This window comes from Propionicicella superfundia DSM 22317, from assembly GCF_000423465.1.
In the GTDB taxonomy this organism is placed as follows: Bacteria; Actinomycetota; Actinomycetes; order Propionibacteriales; family Propionibacteriaceae; genus Propionicicella; species Propionicicella superfundia.
This window is the reverse complement of record NZ_AUIA01000018.1, coordinates 44934-60289: the sequence shown is the minus strand read 5'-3', so window position 1 is coordinate 60289 and position 15356 is coordinate 44934. Positions and strand designations below refer to the sequence as shown.

The 15356-nt window shown below is 68.5% G+C and carries 14 protein-coding genes; 10 read left to right on the top strand and 4 right to left on the bottom strand.

The window, feature by feature from the left end:
• Nucleotides 1–1224 (top strand): ABC transporter permease, encoded by a 1224-nt coding sequence (locus tag G555_RS0103300; protein ID WP_028707763.1) that lies wholly within the window; start codon nt 1–3, stop codon nt 1222–1224.
• An 82-nt stretch (nt 1225–1306) separates the two neighbouring features.
• Here G555_RS0103300 and G555_RS0103295 read toward each other — a convergent pair whose 3' ends face one another.
• A complete protein-coding gene (locus G555_RS0103295) occupies nt 1307–2332 on the bottom strand; it encodes a LacI family DNA-binding transcriptional regulator (protein ID WP_211223163.1) in 1026 nt (341 codons plus the stop codon).
• A gap of 225 nt (nt 2333–2557) precedes the next feature.
• Here G555_RS0103295 and G555_RS0103290 point away from each other — a divergent pair, with 225 nt between their 5' ends.
• From G555_RS0103290 to rocD, 5 genes are all read left to right on the top strand, one after another.
• Nucleotides 2558–4111 (top strand): sugar ABC transporter ATP-binding protein, encoded by a 1554-nt coding sequence (locus tag G555_RS0103290; RefSeq protein ID WP_028707761.1) that lies wholly within the window; start codon nt 2558–2560, stop codon nt 4109–4111.
• 24 nt (nt 4112–4135) lie between these two features.
• Entirely contained in the window at nt 4136–5416 is a 1281-nt protein-coding gene (gene mmsB, locus G555_RS0103285) for a multiple monosaccharide ABC transporter permease (RefSeq protein ID WP_028707760.1), read from the top strand.
• An 84-nt stretch (nt 5417–5500) separates the two neighbouring features.
• Entirely contained in the window at nt 5501–6598 is a 1098-nt protein-coding gene (locus tag G555_RS0103280) for a substrate-binding domain-containing protein (RefSeq protein ID WP_028707759.1), read from the top strand.
• 72 nt (nt 6599–6670) lie between these two features.
• On the top strand, nt 6671–7588 hold the full coding sequence (locus G555_RS0103275) for an N-acetylglucosamine kinase (RefSeq protein ID WP_028707758.1): 918 nt from the start codon (nt 6671–6673) through the stop codon (nt 7586–7588).
• A gap of 109 nt (nt 7589–7697) precedes the next feature.
• Nucleotides 7698–8909: an ornithine--oxo-acid transaminase gene (rocD, locus tag G555_RS0103270; protein ID WP_028707757.1), complete on the top strand. Its 1212-nt coding sequence runs from the start codon at nt 7698–7700 to the stop codon at nt 8907–8909.
• Nucleotides 8910–8919: 10 nt separating this feature from the next.
• On the opposite strand, the gene G555_RS0103265 is transcribed toward rocD, so the two are convergent.
• Nucleotides 8920–9186, bottom strand: coding sequence for a metal-sensitive transcriptional regulator (locus G555_RS0103265; protein ID WP_028707756.1), 267 nt, complete (start codon nt 9184–9186; stop codon nt 8920–8922).
• Nucleotides 9183–9341 carry a hypothetical protein gene (locus G555_RS22530; protein ID WP_169337851.1) on the bottom strand — a complete coding sequence of 53 codons (159 nt, stop codon included), beginning with the start codon at nt 9339–9341 and terminating at the stop codon, nt 9183–9185. Before G555_RS22530 ends, G555_RS0103265 begins: the two co-directional genes overlap by 4 nt.
• 71 nt (nt 9342–9412) lie before the next feature.
• On the opposite strand from G555_RS22530, the gene G555_RS0103255 reads away from it, so the two are divergent.
• Entirely contained in the window at nt 9413–11050 is a 1638-nt protein-coding gene (locus tag G555_RS0103255) for an FAD-dependent oxidoreductase (RefSeq protein ID WP_036920999.1), read from the top strand.
• 65 nt (nt 11051–11115) lie between these two features.
• On the opposite strand, the gene G555_RS0103250 is transcribed toward G555_RS0103255, so the two are convergent.
• On the bottom strand, nt 11116–11664 hold the full coding sequence (locus G555_RS0103250) for a YceI family protein (protein ID WP_028707754.1): 549 nt from the start codon (nt 11662–11664) through the stop codon (nt 11116–11118).
• A 170-nt stretch (nt 11665–11834) separates the two neighbouring features.
• Between G555_RS0103250 and G555_RS0103245 the strand changes: the two genes are divergently transcribed.
• From G555_RS0103245 to G555_RS0103235, 3 genes are all read left to right on the top strand, one after another.
• The gene (locus G555_RS0103245) at nt 11835–13124 is read left to right on the top strand and encodes a citrate synthase (RefSeq protein ID WP_028707753.1); all 1290 of its coding nucleotides are present in this window, start codon (nt 11835–11837) and stop codon (nt 13122–13124) included.
• Between the two features lie 80 nt (nt 13125–13204).
• The gene (locus G555_RS17695; RefSeq protein WP_051208349.1) at nt 13205–14065 is read left to right on the top strand and encodes a glycerophosphodiester phosphodiesterase family protein; all 861 of its coding nucleotides are present in this window, start codon (nt 13205–13207) and stop codon (nt 14063–14065) included.
• 157 nt (nt 14066–14222) lie between these two features.
• Nucleotides 14223–15341: a class 1 fructose-bisphosphatase gene (locus tag G555_RS0103235; protein WP_211223162.1), complete on the top strand. Its 1119-nt coding sequence runs from the start codon at nt 14223–14225 to the stop codon at nt 15339–15341.
• Nucleotides 15342–15356 lie beyond the last annotated feature (15 nt).

Genomic DNA, 15356 nt, shown 5'->3' with positions numbered 1-15356 from the left:
ATGAATCTCTCGGTGCACAACGTCGGCAGGGTCATCCGGTTCGAGGTGACCCGGACCTTGCGCAAGCCGACGTTCTGGGCGCTGTCGCTGGCCGTGCCGCTGCTGTTCGGTGCGGTGTTCGGCCTGGTGTACTTCAGCAGTTCGTCGACGGAGTCGGCGGCCACCGCGCAGTCCGAGCAGCGCTTCGACTTCACCTACACCGACGCGTCGGGGATCGTCGATCCGCACCTCGCGGCGGCGATGGGCGGGCGCGAGGTGACCGACGGCGAGGCCGCGCTGGCCGACGTCCGGGCCGGGACGTCCACCGCGTACTTCGCCTTTCCCGCCGAGCCGGCGACGCAGGCGACCCGGGTGTACGGCCAGGACGCGGGCTTGTTCGACAGCGGCAAGTACGCCTCGGTCGCGCAGGCGTTGATCAAGGCGAGTGTGGCTCAACGGATCGGTGACCCGGAGTTGGCGACCCTGGCCGCCGCCGGTGTCGACGTCCAGGCCAGCACCTACAGGGACGGGGTGCCGACAGGGGGGATCTTGTCGTTTCTCGCCCCGATGGTCTTCCTGGTGCTGTTCTACCTGTCGATCATGATGCTCGGGAACCAGATGCTGAACGTGACGCTGGAGGAGAAGGAGAACCGCGTCACCGAGATGATCCTGACGACCATCCGGCCGACATCCCTCATCGTCGGCAAGGTGGTCGCCCTCGTGATCGTGGGGATCATCCAGGGACTCGTGTTCTCGCTGCCGGTGATCGTCGCCCTCGCTGTCATGCCGGGACTGGTGGACCTGCCCGATGTCGACCTCAGCGCGCTGGTGATCGATCCCGGCCGGATGGTCGTGGGCGGGCTGTTGTTCGGCACCGGGTTCCTGATGTTCACCGGGCTGCTGGTCGCGATCGGCTCGGTGATGCCGAGCGCGAAGGAGGCCGGCAGCGCGTTCGCGGTCGTGATCGTGTCGCTGTTCCTGCCGTTCTACGCCGTCGCGATGCTGATCGCCGAGCCGCGAGGGACCGTCGCGCAGATCTTCACCTACTTCCCCCTGACCGCGCCGGTCACCGCCATGCTCCGCAACGCGGCCGGGGCGCTGGACTGGTGGGAGGCGCTGATCGTGCTGGTGGAGCTGTTCGTGTTCGCGGCCGCGCTGCTGGCGGTCGGCGTCCGGTTGTTCCGCACGGGATCGATCTCGTACAACGCCAGACTGGACGTCCGCAAGGCGCTGGGCATGGCCTGATCCGGGCCCGCGGCGAGCGCCGGTTGGCGCTCTGCCGGGCGCGGCGGCCGGCCACCGTCAGACCCGAACCTCGCGAGCGCTCCTAGCCGACGGGGGGACGTTCGCCGGAGCCACGGGCGACGTACTCGACGGGGACCACGATCATCTCCGTCGCTCCGGTGGGGTCGTCGAGGCGGTGCAGGGCCCGCCGTGCGGCGATCCGGCCGAGCTCGACCGGATCGTGCCGGATCACCGAGATGCCGAACATGTCCGCCAGATCCAGGTCGTCGTAGCCGACGAGCGCCACGTCGGCGCGGCGCCGCCGCAGGACGCGGACGGCGGCGGTGGTCGCGCGGTTGTTCCCGCAGACGATCGCGGTCGGCGGGTCCGGCAGGTCGAGCAGGTCCTCGATGAGGCGTTCGATGGGCACCGACACGTCGTCGGACCCGCGGAGGTAGGTGCGGCCGGTGGGCAGCCCCACCTCGCCGAGAGCGTCGTCGTAGCCGGCGAGCCGCTCGTCCTGGGTGTACACCCCGAGCGGATTGCAGACGTACCCGATGCGCCGGTGCCCGTGCTCGACGAGCGAGCGTGTCGCCAGGTACCCGCCGCGGCGGTTGTCGAGCACGACCGAGTCCGCCACGAGGTTGCGGGCCGGTCGGTCGAGGGCCACGATCGACAGGCCGAGCCGTCGCTCGCCCTCGAGGAAGGAGTGGTCGGCGCCGACCGGGACGAACAGGATGCTGCGGACGCGCTGGGACACGAGTGCGTCGATGACGCGCCTCTCCCCCTCGGGATCGTCGCTCGTGGCCACCACCATGGTGAGGTCGTGGGCGGACATCTCCCGCTCGATACCGGTCGCGACCTGGACGTAGAACTGGTTCGTGAGCTCGGCGGTGACGAAGCCGACGGTCCGCATGAGACCGTCGCGGCGGAGGCTGCTCGCCAGGACGTTGGGGCGGAAGTGGAGCCGGTCGGCGGCGGCCAGGACTTTCTCGCGGGTGTCCGGCGAGACGGCGTCGGGGTGGGCGTAGACACGGGAGACCGTCTTCGGGCTCACTCCGGACAGTCGCGCGACATCGGCCAGCGTCGGCCTCGCGTGAACGATGGGGGCGTGTTGTCCCGAACTCACGACTCAACAGTATAGGCGTCGGATGACATCGTAGGACAAGCCCTGTCGCGGGTAGCCGTGTCCAAATCGTTACAGAAGGCAAAATGCCTTGTCAACACCCTATATCTGATGGCGGTGTGCGCCGATGGGCATGCAGACATCGTTGACATCAAGAACCGGCCTGCCTACGCTCCGAGAGCGGTGACAGCGCAGTATCGCCCAGTCGTGTGCGAGGAGGCAGCGGCAGTGACAGGTGCAGACGTGATCCTGGAGATGCGGGACATCGTCAAGGAGTTCCCCGGGGTGAAGGCGCTCGACGGCGTGTCCCTCACCGTGCGGCGCGGCGAGATCCACGCGATCTGCGGTGAGAACGGCGCGGGCAAGTCGACCCTGATGAAGGTGCTCTCCGGCGTCCATCCGCACGGCACCTACTCCGGCGAGATCGTCTACGAGGGCCGCACGGCCGAGTTCCACAACATCCGCGCCAGCGAGCACGCCGGGATCGTCATCATCCACCAGGAGCTCGCGCTCATCCCCGAGCTGTCGATCGCCGAGAACATCTTCCTCGGCAACGAGGTCCGCGGGCGGCTGGGCATCGACTGGATCGAGGCGCACCGGCTCGCCCGCGAGGTCATGGCGCGGGTCGGCCTCACCGACGACGATCCCGACACCCCGGTCAAGACGATCGGCGTCGGCAAGCAGCAGCTCGTCGAGATCGCGAAGGCCATCTCCAAGAACGTCCAGCTCCTCATCCTCGACGAGCCCACCGCGGCGCTCAACGAACAGGACTCGGCGCAACTGCTGGACCTGATCCGGCAGTTCCGCGACCAGGGGATCACCTGCATCATGATCTCCCACAAGCTGAACGAGATCGCCGCCGTCGCCGACTCCATCTCGATCATCCGCGACGGGCACAGCGTCGAGACGATCGACGTCCAGCCCGGCGTCCCCGTCGACGAGGACCGCATCATCCGGGGCATGGTCGGGCGCGAGCTGACGTCCCGCTTCCCCGACCACGAGTCGCATCCGGGCGAGGTGCTGCTCGAGGTCCGCGACTGGACGGTGCGCCACCCCGTCGTGCAGGAGCGACTGGTCTGCGACCGCTCCAGCTTCTTCATCCGCCGCGGGGAGATCGTCGGCTTCGCCGGTCTCATGGGCGCCGGCCGGACCGAACTGGCCCGGAGCCTGTTCGGCCGGTCCTACGGCATCTGGGAGTCCGGCACGATGGCCCTCGACGGCCGCCCGATCGCGCCGAAGTCCGTGGCGGCGGCGATCGACGCGGGGATGGCCTACGTGACGGAGGATCGCAAGACGCTCGGGCTGAACCTGCTCGACACCATCCGCACCACGATCGTCTCGGCCGACCTCAAGCGGATCGCGCCGGGCGGCGTCATCGACCTGAACTCGGAGTTCGAGGCCGCCGAGAAGTACCGCAAGGAACTGCGGATCAAGACGCCGACCGTGAACGAGGGCGTCGTCAAGCTGTCGGGCGGGAATCAGCAGAAGGTCGTCGTCGGGAAGTGGCTGTTCACCGAGCCCGAACTGCTGATCCTGGACGAGCCCACGCGCGGCATCGACGTGGGCGCCAAGTACGAGATGTACGGCATCATCGGGGCGCTCGCCGACGCGGGCAAGGGCGTGATGGTGATCTCGTCCGAACTCCCCGAACTGCTGGGCATCTGCGATCGCATCTACACGGTCCGCAAGGGCCAGATCACCGGTGTCGTCGACGCCGGCGCCACCACCCAAGAGGAACTCATGCGCCTCATGACCACCACCGCGACCTCGACCGCGGCCTGAGCGCCACCCAGAAGGAACACATCGATGGAGCACCTCAAGAAACTGTTCGGGGGCAACCTCCGCCAGTTCGGCATGCTGATCACTCTCGTCGTGATGGTCGGTCTCTTCCAGATCCTGACGCGCGGGCGCGTGTGGACGCCGACGAACCTGATGAACCTGCTCAACGGGAACTCGTACATCCTGGTGCTGGCCATCGGCATGGTGCTGGTGATCATCGCCGGCCACATCGACCTGTCGGTCGGCTCGGTCGCGGCGTTCGTCGGCATCGTGGTGGCGATCGCCATGCGTGACTGGGGAGTTCCGTGGTGGGCGGGCATCCTGCTCGGAATCGTGCTCGGGGCGGTCATCGGCGCCTGGCAGGGCTTCTGGATGGCCTACGTCGGCATCCCGGGCTTCATCGTCACACTCGCCGGCTACCTGTTCTTCCGCGGCGCCAACCAGTTCGTCGGCAAGTCGAACACCGTGCCGGTGCCCGAGGCGTTCCAGGTCATCGGCGCCGGCTACCTGCCGGAATGGGGCCCGGACACCGGCATGAACAACTCCACGCTGCTCGTCGGCGTCCTCGCCGTCGTGGCCCTCGCGGTCTTCCAGATCCGCGGCCGGGCCAAGCTCGTCCGGGTCGGTGCAGAGGTGCCGCCGATGTGGGCGACGATCACGCGCATCGTCCTGCTGTCTCTGGTCATCGTCTTCGTGACGATCATGTACGCGTCCGGGCGGCCCGGCACGTCCTTCCCCATCTCGGGGCTCATCCTCGTCGCGCTCGTGTTCCTGTACAGCTTCTTCTCGCAGAAGACCCCGATCGGCCGCCACATCTACGCCGTGGGCGGCAACCGGCACGCCGCCGAGCTGTCCGGCGTGAACAGCAAGACCGTCTACTTCCTCGTCATGGTCAACATGTCGACCCTGGCCGCACTCGCCGGCATGATGTTCGTCGCCCGGTCGACCGCCTCCGGTCCGTTCGACGGCGTCGGCTGGGAGCTCGACGCCATCGCGGCCGTGTTCATCGGCGGCGCGGCCGTCTCGGGCGGCGTCGGCACGGTCGTCGGCTCCATGGTCGGTGGTCTGGTCATGGCCGTCCTCAACAACGGGCTCGATCTCATGGGCGCCGGGGCGGACTGGAAGCAGATGATCAAGGGCCTGGTGCTGCTGCTCGCCGTGGCGGTCGACGTGTGGAACAAACAGCAGGGCCGCCCCTCCATCACCGGTCTCCTGCTGCGGCGGAGGGCCGCGCAGCAGATGGTCTCGGACATCGCCGAGCCCACGGAAGAGACACCCCCCGTCGAGGACGTCACACAGAAGGTCTGAACGTCCGTCCCGGTTCGCAGTGGAACCGCACCCGTGGCCGCAGCCAGCCGGCTCGGCCGATTGCTCCAATCAGGAAGGTTCGGAATGAGGAAGTTCACGAAGGGCGCGGTAGCCCTTGCTGCTGCCGCGACGTTGGCCCTGGCCGGCTGTGGCAGCGGCCGGACCGAGTCGACCAGCGGGTCGACCGGTGGCTCCGGAGGCTTCGCGGCCGGCTCCTTGATCGGTGTCGCGCTGCCGCAGAAGACGTCGGAGAACTGGGTGCTCGCCGAAGGGCTGTTCAACGACGGGCTGAAGGCTGCGGGCTACCAGGCCGACGTCCAGTTCGCCAACGGCGGCGTCTCGGAGCAGCAGAACCAGATCGATGCGATGGTCACCAAGGGTGCCAAGGTCATCGTCGTCGGAGCCATCGACGGCTCTCAGCTCAACACGCAGCTCAAGGCGGCCAAGGACTCGGGCGCCACGGTCATCGCCTACGACCGGCTGCTGCTCAACACCAATGACGTCGACTACTACGTCGCCTTCGACAACTACAAGGTCGGTCAGTTGCAGGGCCAGGCGCTGCTCGACGGCCTGAAGGCGCGCAAGGGCTCCAGCCCGTGGAACATCGAACTCATCGCGGGCTCGCCCGACGATGCCAACAGCCAGGTGTTCTTCAACGGCGCCATGAGCGTGCTCCAGCCGAAGATCGACGACGGCACCCTCAAGGTCCTGTCGGGACAGACGACCTTCTCGCAGGTCTCCACCCAGGGCTGGAAGGCCGAGAACGCGCAGAAGCGCATGGACACCGTGCTGTCGGGCTACTACAGCAGTGCCGAGCTCGACGGCATCCTCTCCCCGAACGACACGCTCGCTCGCGCGGCGATGACGTCGGTGAAGGCCGCCGGCAAGGAGATCCCGGTCGTGACCGGCCAGGACTCCGAGGTGGAGTCCGTGAAGTCCATCATGGCGGGCGAGCAGTACTCGACCATCTTCAAGGACACCAACAAGCTCGTGGCCCAGACCATCACCATGGTCAATGCCCTGCAGAAGGGCGAAGAGGTCCCGGTCAACGACACCAAGTCCTATGACAACGGCGTCAAGATCGTCCCGGCGTACCTGCTGGACCCGGTTATCGTGACCAAGGAGAACGCCGCCGAGGTGTACAAGGACGACAAGACCCTCGGCCCGCTCACCAAGGGCTGATCCACGAATCCCGGTGGGTGTGCCGCAGCGCGGCACACCCACCGTTCATCCTGCGGAAAGGGCGCCCCGTCCATGAGTACGGCAGACGACCGCTTCCTTGCGATCGACGGAGGGCAGACGGCCGTGAAGGTCTCGCATGCGGGCCGGCGGCTGTCCTTCCCCGGTCTGCGCACCAACACCGAGATCATGCCGCAGTTGGCGGAGGTGGTCTCCGCGGTGATCCCCGCTCCGGGCCCGTCGGACTGGACCGTGGCGGTCGGCACCACGGGTCTGACGAGGGCGGAGGGCGATCCGCGCATCCTGCTGGAGCTGTGCAGGGCGAGAGGCGTCGGGCGGGTGATCCTCGCCCACGACTCCGTGACGTCCTTCCTCGGTGCCGTCGGCTTCCGCCGGGGCGTCGTGGTGGCGTCCGGCACAGGCGTGGTGACGTTCGGGGTCGGCGCGGACTCGGTCGCGCGCGTGGACGGCTGGGGCAACCTCATGGGCGACGTCGGCAGCGGGTTCTGGATCGGGCGATCCGGGCTGGAGGCCGTCATGCGCGCCTACGACGGGCGCGGCCCCGCCACGGCGATCACCGAACTGGCGACGGAGCGCTGGCCCGATCTGTCCCAGGCGTACATCGAACTGCAGGGAAACCCGGGTCATGTGCGGCTCGTCGCCTCGTTCGCGAAGGGCATCGCCTGTCTGGCGGAGACCGACGAGGTGGCCGCGGCCATCTGCCGGCGAGCGGGGGAGGAGCTCGCGTTGTCGGCGCGGACCGCCGTGTCCCGGATCGGCGAGGCCGCGTCGCCGCGTCCCGTCGTCTGCCTCGTCGGCGGTGTGTTCCGCAGCCGGCACGTGCGCGAATCCTGTATCGCCGGGCTCCGCCGCGAGTGGCCGCGGTTCGAGCCGTTCGAGGCGGCCGGAGACGGGCTCGTGGGGGCGGAGGCGCTGGCGTCGCTGCCCGCGGACAGCCCGCTCTCGTCCAGCGTGGCCGTCGCCGCCGTGTAGCGCCGGTGCCGGGGCGCCGGAATCGCGAACGGACCGTGGGCGAGCGCCACTAGGGTGGGAGCCGACTGCGCGCGGCGAGGGCGCCGCCCGAGGGAGCGAGGACGGACAGGTGGCACGTTCGCACACGGTGATCGACCAGATCGAGACTTTCGCCGCTCACAACTACCATCCGCTGCCGGTCGTCATCGAGTCGGCCCAGGGCGTGTGGATGACCGACGTCGACGGACGCCGCTACATGGACTTCCTGTCGGCCTATTCGGCGATGAACTTCGGTCACAACCATCCCGTCCTCGTCGAGGCGGCCGTCGCGCAGCTCCACAAGGTGTGCCTGACGTCGCGAGCGTTCTATGCGTCCGCGTTCGGCCCGTTCGCCCAGGACCTGTGCGAACTCCTCGGCATGGACATGATGCTGCCGATGAACACCGGCGCCGAGGCCGTCGAGACCGCCATCAAGCTCGCGCGCAAGTGGGGGTACCAGGTCAAGGGCGTCGCCCCGGACGCGGCCGAGATCGTGGGGATGCAGGACAACTTCCACGGGCGGACGACGACGATCATCTCGCTCAGCAACGACGACAGCGCCCGGGCCGACTTCGGGCCCTACACCCCGGGGCTCACGTCCGTCCCGTTCGGCGACGTCGACGCGTTGCGTGCGGCGATCACCCCCAACACGGTCGCCGTCCTCCTGGAGCCCATCCAGGGTGAGGCCGGCGTCATCCTCCCGCCCGAGGGGTTCCTGGCGGAGGTGCGGCGGCTGACGCGCGAGCGCAACGTCCTCATGATCGTGGACGAGATCCAGACCGGCATGGCCCGCACGGGCACGACGCTGTACTGCGACCAGGTGGGGGTCGAGCCCGACCTCGTCCTGCTCGGGAAGGCGCTCGGCGGCGGGATCGTGCCCGTGTCCGCCGTCGTCGGCACCCGGGACGTCCTCGGACTGATACAGCCGGGGCAGCACGGCTCGACGTTCGGCGGCAATCCGCTGGCGAGCGCCGTCGGGTCCGCCGTGATCGCGCTGCTGCACACCGGGGAGATGCAGCAGCGGGCCGTGGAACGCGGGGCGCAGTTGAGGGCCGCGCTGGAGCCGCTGGTGGGCCACGGCGTCACCGAGGTGCGAACCGCCGGCCTCTGGGCGGGCGTCGACATCGATCCGGCGGCCGGGACCGGCCGGGAGGTGAGCGAGCGGCTGCTCGAGCGGGGGCTGCTCGTGAAGGACACGCACGTTCAGACCATCCGTATCGCGCCGCCGCTGGTGATCACCGAGGGGGAGCTGGAATGGGCCATGGTCCAGCTCGCCGAGGTGGTGGAGTCGCTGCGCTCCTAGCGTCCAGGTCTCAGGCCAGGGACAGGAACAGCTTCTCCATCTCGTTGACGTCGACCTCGTCCAGCTCGCCCTCGGGGGTGAAGCACTGCCGCAGGCCGGACGCGATGATCGCGAAGCCGGCGCGGTCGAGAGCCTTGGAGACCGCTGCGACCTGCGTCACGATGTCACGGCATTCGCGGCCTTCCTCGATCATGGCGATCACGCCGCCGAGCTGGCCCTGTGCACGCTTGAGGCGCAGGATGACCGACGCCATCTCGTCCGCCGGGAGCCGGGTCATCGGCCGATGAGCTTCGAGAAGAAGCTGCTCGCCTGCGACTCGTGTCCGCCGCACCACTGGCCGGCGGGAACCTGCTTCCGCACCGAGTCGATGTGCTGGCCGCAGCCGGCCCAGGTCGTCTTGCCGCACACCTTGCACGCCACCGGGTAACACATGTTCTGATGATCTCCTTGGTCGGGTTCCCTACGGGTGGAACCATATACCCCCTGGGGTATAGGCTTCAAGCGTGAACAACCCGAAGTCCATTGTCATCATCGGCGGCGTCGCCGGCGGCATGTCCGCCGCCACCCGCCTGCGCAGGCTGCTCGAAGACGCCACGATCACCGTGCTCGAACGCAGCGGCAACGTCTCCTTCGCGAACTGCGGCCTGCCCTACTACGTGGGGGGTGTCATCGAGGAGCGTTCCGCGCTGCTCCTGCAGACGCCCGAGTCCCTCTTCGACCGGTTCCGCCTCGATGTGCGGATCCACCACGAGGCCACGGCGATCGACGTCGCCCGGCGGGTCGTCGCGGTGCGCGATCTCGCCACCGGCCAGGAGTCCGAGCTCGCGTACGACGCCCTCGTGCTGTCGCCCGGTGCTCGTGCGGTGCGGCCCCCGATCCCCGGGATCGACCGGGCACTGACCCTGCGCGACATCGAGGACACCGACCGCATGACGGAGGCGATCGCGGGTGCGGGCAGCGCCGCGGTGATCGGTGGCGGGTTCATCGGGCTCGAGGTGGCCGAGAACCTGCGCCACAGGGGGCTCGACGTGACTGTCGTGGAGGCCACCGACCAGGTCATGGCCCCGCTGGACCCCGAGATGGCCAGGCTCGTCGCGGATGCGCTCGAAGCCGACGGCATCGCCGTTCGCCTCGGAGCCTCCGCCGTCGAGATCTCCGAGGGCGGGGTCCGCCTCGCCGACGGCGACGTCGTCGCTGCCGACGTCGTGGTCGCCGCCATCGGCGTCCGGCCCGACACCACGCTGGCCGCCGCGGCGGGCATCGAGCTCGGGCAGGCGGGCGGCATCGCCGTGGACGACGAACTCCGCACCAGCGCCCCGGGCGTGTGGGCCGTCGGCGATGTGATCGAGAAACGCCGCCCCGACGGCACGGCCGGGCTGGTCCCTCTCGCCGGGCCCGCCAACAGGCAGGGCAGGCTGGCCGCCGACTCGATCGCGGGACTGCCGGTCAGGAACCCACGCGCCCTCGGCACGGCCGTCGTCGGCGTGTGCGGCCTGCAGGTCGCCGCGACGGGCGTCACCGAGAAGGCACTGCGGGCGAGCGGGCGTCCGCACCGCGTGATCCACACCCACCCCCTGAACCATGCCGGCTACTATCCGGGCGCGAGCGCACTGGCCCTGAAACTGCTCGTCGACCCCGATTCCGACGCCATCCTGGGGGCGCAGGCCGTGGGTGCGTCCGGAGCCGACAAGCGCATCGACGTCATCGCGACAGCGATGACCGCGGGGATGACCGCCTCCGAGTTGCTCGACCTCGACCTGTGCTACGCACCTCAGTTCGGGTCGGCCAAAGACCCCGTGAACATGCTCGGCTACCTGGCCGACAACCAGCACCGGGGCCTCGTCCGGACGGCGCAGTGGCACGAGGTGGCGGACCTGGCGACCCACGGGGCGATGCTTCTGGACGTGCGGACCGTCGGTGAGTTCGCCGCCGGGACGATCCCCGGCGCCGTCAACGTTCCGCTGGACGAGGTGCGCGAGCGTCTCGACGAGATCCCTGTCGACGCGGAGGTCCTCGTCTTCTGCGCCGTGGGGCAGCGCGGGCACTCGGCGACCCGGTTGCTGGCCCAGGCGGGGCGGACGGTCCGCAACCTGGACGGCGGGATCAAGACCTGGCGGGCGGGCGTGCGTGCCCGTCCGTGACCGGGCGGGACGACGAAAGGCGACTCGTCCTCACTGGGGACGAGCCGCCTCCGGGCGGCGGGCGCTCAGGCCTGCTTGATGGCGGAGACCTCGATCTCCAGGGTGATCTTGTCGCTCACGAGCACGCCGCCGGCCTCGAGGGCCGCGTTCCAGGTGATCCCCCAGTCGGCGCGGGAGATGACCGTGCTGCCCTCGAACCCCACGCGCTGGTTGCCGAACGGGTCGGTCGCCGCACCGGTGAACTCGAACGGGACGGTGACGGACTTGGTCACGCCCTTGATCGTCAGGTCGCCGGTCACCTCGAGCGTGAGCTCGTCGGTCTGTGCGAAGCCCGTCGACGTGAAGGTGATGGTCGGGAAGTCCCCGGCGCCGAAGAAGTCACCGCTGCGCAGGTGGTTGTCGCGGTCGGCGTTGTTGGTGTTGATGCTGGTCGACTGGATGGTCACCGCGACGCCGGACTTCGCGACGTCGGTGCCGTCGATCGTCCCGCTGCCCTCGAAGGTGTCGAAGGATCCGCGGACCTTGGTGATCATGGCGTGCCGCGTCACGAAGCCGAGGCGGGAGTGGCTGGGGTCGAGAGCATAGGTTCCGGTGAGGTCGGCGATGGTGGTCATGGTGTTCTCCTCGCGTGGTCATTTAGAAGTCAACTATCCTGATGGTAGAGGAGATTGGTTGAACTATCAAGTACTTCTCGAAGAAGATCCGGTTCTGCCACGACGCGCCTGTAGTGTTGCGCATGATCGACGGCGATTGCGGCAGGAGCCGCGTGAGTGAAGGAGTTCTCGTGACATCCGATGTGGCACATCTCACTGTTGGCGACAGCCAGGTCGACCTCCCCATCGTCCCCTCGGTCGAGGGCGGTCACGGTCTGGACATCTCCAGACTGCGGAACGAAACCGGCAACGTCACCCTGGACAACGGCTTCGCCAACACCGCGAGCTGCAAGTCCGCGATCACCTACATCGACGGCGAGGCCGGGATCCTCCGCTACCGCGGATACCCGATCGAGCAACTGGCCGAGCAGTCCACCTTCCTGGAGACCGCCTATCTGGTCATCTACGGCGAGCTCCCCACCGCCGAGGAGCTCGAGGGATTCACCAACGACATCCGGCGCTCCACGCTGCTCGACGAGCGCATGCGCGACTTCTTCCGGACCTTCCCGCGCCGCTCGCACCCGATGCCCGTGCTCTCGGCAGGCATCATCGCTCTCTCCCTGTTCGCCCAGGACGCCGTCGGCTTCGCGCCCGAGCGGATCGAACGCGCCACGCACCAGCTCATCGCGAAGGTGCCGACGCTGGCGGCCTACGGCTACAAGAACTCCCGCGGCGAGCCGACCCTCTACCCCGACAACTCCCTGAGCTACGTCGAGAACTTCCTGCGCATGTCCTTCGGGTATCCGACGGAGGAGTACGAGTTCACCGACGACATCACCCGCGCCCTGGACGTCCTGCTCATCCTCCACGCCGACCACGAGCAGAACTGCTCGACCTCCACCGTCCGCGTCGTCGGCTCGTCGCAGGCGAACCTGTTCGTCTCCGTGGCCGCCGGCGTCAGCGCGCTGTCCGGGCCGCTGCACGGCGGGGCCAACCAGGCCGTGCTGGAGATGCTGCGCCAGATCCAGGACGAGGGCATCCCGGCCCAGACCTACATCAACCGGGTCAAGGACAACAAGGATCACACCCGCCTGATGGGGTTCGGACACCGGATCTACCGCAACTACGATCCCCGCGCCGCCATCGTCAAGCGCCACGCCGACGCCATCCTGCGGCAGCACAGCGGTCACGACGCCCTGCTCGACCTCGCCGTCGAGCTCGAACAGGCCGCCCTGGCCGATCCGTACTTCCAGGAGCGCAAGCTCTACCCGAACGTGGACTTCTACACCGGCCTCATCTATCAGGCGATGGGCTTCCCCGTCGAGATGTTCACGGTGCTGTTCGCGATCGGCCGGCTCCCCGGGTGGATCGCTCACTGGCGCGAGATGGTGGCCGATCCGACCAACAAGATCGCCCGCCCGCGACAGGTGTACACGGGCCAGACGGTTCGCGACTACCTGCCGATGGATGAGCGCGCGTGACCGACCCACAGTGTCCACGGGCCGGGTCTCGCTAGACTGTCCCCGTGGAGCATCCCGCTCGGGACCAGGGAAGGTCGAGCATGTTGGGACTTCCGGACTACGCCGCCCTCAACTCTCAGCTCGGTGAGACTCTGCGCCGAGCCAAACCCGCCGTCGTGGCCCACCGCGGCCTCGGCCACGCCAGTATCGCGCCGAACACCATCGGGGCGGTGCGCGCCGCCGTCCGCAGCGGGGCGGAGGTCGTGCAGATCCCGGTGAGCGCGTCGGCCGACATGTACTTCTGGGCGTTCCACGACGGGTTCGAGCCCGAACATCTCGGCATCGAGCGCAACATCCAGACGCTGACCGCGACCGAGGTGCGGCAGCAGTCCTACATCTGGCGCGACCGCCCGGGCCGGACGGCGCGCGTCCAGCCCCTGCTCGAACTGCTGGGCAAGTTCGCCGGTGGCCCGGTGCTGTTCACGATCGACCGCTCGTGGTGGCGGTGGCCCCAGCTTCTGGTCGCCCTCGACGGCCTGCGCATGCCGGGCCAGTTGATGCTGAAGGCTCCCGCGTGGGAGATGGAGGCGATCTCACGGCTGCGGCGCCACCCCACGAAGTACCCGTTCGTTCCGATCTGCAGCACCGAGGAGGAGGTCGAGGACGTCCTGCGCCTGGACGAGCTCAACACCGTCGGGCTGGAGCTCATCACCACGACGCCGCAGAGTCCGTGGTTCGATCCGGACGTCATCGAGGGCTACCACCGCCGGGGACTGTTCATCCTCGTCAACTCGGTGACGCTCACGACGGGAATCCCCCAGTTCGGAGGCTACGAGGACGAGGACGCGATCTTCGACTGTCCCGCTGCGGCGTGGCAGCCGCTGTTCGACCTCGGCGTCGACGCCATCCAGACCGACTGGCCCTGGCTGCTGCGCGCGTACCGGGACTCCGTCCAGCGCTGACCGGCACGCGTCCAAGGCGCGCGGTGGGGCGGCGTCCTGTTGCGCAAGCGTGCAACTTTGCCGAATCCCGGGTGGCCGTCCGTCCCGGGCCACACGATGGAGGCACCTTCAGCAAGGAGGGTGTTCATGACCGATTCGCAGAGCCGCAGGCCGCTCGGTGACCCGCCGGATCGTCCTGTCGCCGGTGCGCCGCGGCAGGCCTGGACGCGGTGACCGGGGGCGCGCGATGATCCACGAGTACAAGACCCTCACGCAGTTCCTGATCGACCAGCGCCGCGCGCAGTCCTGCACCACCACGGGCGATCTGAACAGCCTGGTGCTGGCCGTCGCCACGGCCTGCAAGCTCATCTCGAAGCGGATCGCCCAGGGCAGACTCGGCGTCGTCCCCGATCAGCCGCCGCAGTCGCTCGACGAGGAGGCCCTCGAGATCTTCAGCACCTCGGTGTCCCGCACCGGGCTGACCTGCGGCCTGCTGTCCGACAAGAGCAACGGCCCGATCTGCCCGCCGCGGTTCATCCCGCGGGGACACTACGCCCTGATCTGCGACCAGTTGGACGGTGCGCGGAACATCGATCTCAACGGCACCGTGGGCAGCATCTTCTCGATCCTGCGGACCAGCGGGGACCAGAGCGCCTGCGAGACCGACTTCCTGGTGCCGGGCTCGACCCAGGTGGTGGCCGGCTACGCCATCTACGGACCGTCCACGATGCTCGTCCTCACACTGGGGCACGGCACTCACGGGTTCACCCTCGACCCGCTGACCGGCGAGTGGCTGCAGACCCATCCGCAGATCCGGATCCCGGAGCAGACGACCGATTTCCACATCAACTCCTCCTACGCGCGCTTCTGGGAGTCCCCGGTGAAGCGGTACGTCGACGAGTGCCTGCGCGGCTCGTCCGGAGACCGCGGCAAGGACTTCAACATGCGGTGGGTGGCATCCCTGGTCGCCGACTGCCACCGGATCCTCATGCGTGGAGGCGTGTTCCTGTCGCCGCGCCTGATCCGCACAGACCTGCGGCACGGCAAGCTCCTGCTGCTCCCGGAGGTCGACCCCGTCGCCTTCGTCGTCCAGCAGGCCGGGGGCAGGGTGACGACCGGTGTGGCGTCGCCCCTCGACACGGTGCCGACCGACCTCTACCAGCACAGCCCGTTCATCTTCGGGTCTGCCAAGGAGGTCTCGCGCATCGAGGACTACCACACGGATGAGACGTCCCATCGCACGTACACGTCGCCGCTGTTCGCCGAGCGCGGCCTGTTCGACGATCGGGGCGAGTGACCACTCGCCGAGGAG

Excerpts from the sequence above, each read along its gene's own strand:
- mmsB (WP_028707760.1), top strand. The coding sequence starts at position 4,136 with ATGGAGCACCTCAAGAAACTGTTCGGGGGCAACCTCCGCCAGTTCGGC.
- G555_RS0103300 (WP_028707763.1), top strand. The coding sequence starts at position 1 with ATGAATCTCTCGGTGCACAACGTCGGCAGGGTCATCCGGTTCGAGGTG.
- G555_RS0103280 (WP_028707759.1), top strand. The coding sequence starts at position 5,501 with ATGAGGAAGTTCACGAAGGGCGCGGTAGCCCTTGCTGCTGCCGCGACG.
- G555_RS0103275 (WP_028707758.1), top strand. The coding sequence starts at position 6,671 with ATGAGTACGGCAGACGACCGCTTCCTTGCGATCGACGGAGGGCAGACG.
- G555_RS22530 (WP_169337851.1), bottom strand. The coding sequence starts at position 9,341 with ATGTGTTACCCGGTGGCGTGCAAGGTGTGCGGCAAGACGACCTGGGCC.
- G555_RS17695 (WP_051208349.1), top strand. The coding sequence starts at position 13,205 with ATGTTGGGACTTCCGGACTACGCCGCCCTCAACTCTCAGCTCGGTGAG.
- G555_RS0103265 (WP_028707756.1), bottom strand. The coding sequence starts at position 9,186 with ATGACCCGGCTCCCGGCGGACGAGATGGCGTCGGTCATCCTGCGCCTC.
- G555_RS0103250 (WP_028707754.1), bottom strand. The coding sequence starts at position 11,664 with ATGACCACCATCGCCGACCTCACCGGAACCTATGCTCTCGACCCCAGC.